Origin of the sequence: Treponema sp. (assembly GCF_017430385.1) — a bacterium.
Taxonomy (GTDB): Bacteria; Spirochaetota; Spirochaetia; order Treponematales; family Treponemataceae; genus Treponema_D.
The window spans coordinates 1-3,503 of record NZ_JAFRNB010000098.1; the positions used below are offsets into that span (position 1 = coordinate 1).

At 39.5% G+C, this 3,503-nt stretch carries 1 protein-coding gene; it reads right to left on the minus strand.

The annotated features are described in order from the left end of the window. On the minus strand, nucleotides 1-3,229 hold a 3,229-nt coding region (locus tag IJJ71_RS06715), incomplete at its 3' end, for a PD-(D/E)XK nuclease family protein (protein WP_296846058.1). Nucleotides 3,230-3,503 lie beyond the last annotated feature (274 nt).

Genomic DNA, 3,503 nt, shown 5'->3' on the forward strand with positions numbered 1-3,503 from the left:
CTATCTTTCCATTTTCTATATTAACAGCGTGCTCAGTTGCTTTCGCCTGGCTTGCGTTAAGGATGTTTTCCATTTCAGATTCATTTAAAGCGACGATAGATTTAGATCTTGTTGATGTCTTCACAGATCCACCGTTTGCTTTTTCAAGTTCTGTGCCTTCTTCAACAAGATACATTCCGTTTAATTTTGTGCTGCTCATAATTTTCTGACGAACATCATTTTCATCTTCGCTATCTGTTTCCACGGGAGAGTTTGCTATTTGCTGATAAAACGCGCCGGCAGGCTTCATTCCCGGATTTGCGTTTATAAGCGCGCTCAGATATACAGGTAACTGCAATTGATAGCCAGCCTCTACATCATCTTTATTGAGCGAGTGCGCTGATGATTTGTAATCCACAACACGTCCATATTCAACGCCGTTTTGATCCGTAAAAACGTCTACACGGTCAATGCTTCCTGCAAGAGCTACTTTATGCCCATTTGGTAGAGGCAAAACCAAAGGCGGCATTTTAGAATCTTTTTTCCCAAATGTCATTTCGCACTCGCGTGGCATATACTTTGTTTTCGCAAGCCAGTAAGTAACATAAATGGCGGACATTCTGACTGTCTGTACGTACTCGCTTAACTCCATGCGGCTCAGCGTACTTTCCGACAGGGAAGTTTCTTTTAATTCATCTACTAAAGGTTGAACAGTGGTATTAAAAACACTGATTATTGTTTTTTGATCAATGTTAGGAAAGTCAGGATTCTTTTTTGCTTCATCAATATAGGCTTTCATTGCGGCATGATAAAATATTCCTCGTTGATCTGCCTCAAAGGAGTATTCTCTGTTTTCGGATGGCTTTATCCCATATTTGATAAAATGAGCGTAAGGACATGCGGCATATTCTTCCAGTTCCGACACAGAGGTTATATCCGATTTAAAAAGCTTTTGGGCTATTTCTTCTGGAATGTTTTCCGCCTTTGGGAGTGCGTTAATTGTTTTTGCAATTTCCTCGATTTTTTCCGGTTCTGTTTTTACGAGATATGCATAGGCTTTTTTCCATAGCAGAGCCTCTTCTCCTGTTTCGCTTTCAGATAAATCACCTTTGTTATATAAAAGCAAATCTCTGATTTTTTGAGCAACAAGCTCAATAGCCATATTTTTTGAAAACGGCAGAATTTTACTTGAAAGAAGCCCTCCCTCAATGTTTTCTGGCACTTTTTCTTTTACAGCGTCGGACGCTTTTTTGATTAACTCATCCGGTGTTAACGGTTCGCCCTTATGCGAAATAGCGGAGCACGAAAGCGTCAACATGTCTGTTGCGCTCATAATAGCCTTGTAGTGATTTACCTTTAAGCGTTTGCACATTGCCTCGTCTTCGTCAGCCAAATAGAACATTGGCACAACGTTTACAACCGGATCATTAGCTTCCATCCATTTTTTATCTGCTATAGTAAGAAGTCCAGGCGTATGTGGCACAGTCTTTTCCTGTAGGGAAATAATAACACAACGTTTTCTCATTCCCGGAACGAAACTTGCCGCGTCACTTAACACGACAGCATTTGCTGTTTGAGGAATGCTTTTCATCGATTCGTCCCGTAAATATTTTGTAAGGATTTCAACGAGATTCTCAATGGAAATATGGCTTTCTGTTGTTTCCGTTGCAATTGTATTGAGAACTTTACATATAACATGCCAGGACTGTCGCGTTAATTCTGCGTAATTATTCATTCCTTTATCGCGATAGCCGGCCTCTTTTTCTCTTAACTTTTCGTAAAATCCTGTTTCTGTCAAGTATGTCCAAATAGCCCTTGCCTGATCTTTTGCGGTGCTTTTTCTGTCAGCTATTTCCTTGTGGAGCTTTTCGATAGGCAAAATTAGCCTTTTTCGAATGTCTTCAATACAATCGATTTTGGGCTGTTTGTTTTTATTTTTGAATGGGATTAACCATTTATTTCCCGTTATGCCATGTTCCTGAGTATAAATTTCAAGATGGTTAGATTCTTCCTCCGTAAATTGTAGAAAACCGCTTTTTATTACAGATATCAGATTATTCCTTTCATATCCGTTTGCTGCGCATACAACATTAAGAAGATAATTAATTCCTATTGCTTGTGCTGAACTTTGCTTCGAGGAAAGAAAATACGGAATTCCTGCTGACTCCATGATCAAAGGAAGCATGTTGGATGTGATATCGTTCATATCCATTACAACACCCATGTTTTTCCAAGAACAGCCTTTTTCGTGCCACTGCAAAATCTGCTGCGCGGCGTGTAAACACTCCGTGTACTGATTTGGTGCAATATAAATTTTGATGCTGTTCATGTTTGCTGGTATGCTCTCCCGAAGGTCGAGGATTTCAGAAGATAAATATCGGATCGCTGGGTTGAATATTTCCGGTTTTAGGCTTTTGCCATACTCCCGATCTACTACTATAGAGATGTTTGCTTCTTTATCTTTTTTGATTTTTTTCCGTGCGTTATTGATAGAGCTTTCTAACTCGGCAAATACTTTATTTTGCGGATTTTTATTCTCTTCGTCCGGCATGACGAATACCATATGCACTTTTCTATTGCTATTTAAAAGTAGGCTTTTGCAGAAATGAAGCATTTTCGAAGTAAAGACATCAAAACCGCAAAAAATAATATTATCCGAGTCGTATGCTGCCATCTTTTCTATGCTTTTGCATGATATTGTGAAGAGATCTGAGGCATCCAAAGCAACAGCATTGTCTTTTTCATTTTCGCCATTGCTCATGATCAAACACACATCGTGAAATTTGTCGCGAAGGAGGGGAGGAATAGATGGAACGGAAGACAGCTTTTCCAATTCCTCTTTTCCGTATCCGTGCATTTTTATGTCTTCAATAGTGTCATACATTTTTTCTGCTGACGATATACGGACATTTTTACAGAACTTCAGACGGTCTGATAGTTCGTTCATGCGAAGAAATGTTTTTGCGATCATCCCTTCACGTGTCGCAATTACCGGTGTTTTGTTTTTATATGCGTTACCGTAACCATAGTTTTCAAGAATGACAGACTGAATTTTTTCCATAGACTTGATGGATACGCCAAGCATTCCATTTTCATTCCTTAAAATGGATTGCTCATATTCTAATGTTGCGTTTTCGGGAACAATTATTGTAATGTTGCGATTGCTTTCTTTCTGTAATACATTGATTAATGAAATCAAGCAAGGACGCTCTTTTTCTGCTTCTACAGGATAGATAACGATTGTTCCCATAACGTATCCTCCAGTGATATAATTTCATGTCATTAAAAAACTAACTATTCTATAAATATGATTTTGTTTTTTAGAGGGAGTCGCATAAATGCGACTCCCTCGTCACTTAGTCACGATTTGTTGATGCTTTTTGCTTATTCCTGAGAAGGATAACCGTCCAACAGCCCTCCGCCTGCTTGTGCGCATGCATAGTAGCCGACAACAGCGCCGCCACCGGGTGTTGTTTTGGTTACTTTCACGCAACCAACGCCCCAGTATTCACTCCACGCAAGGC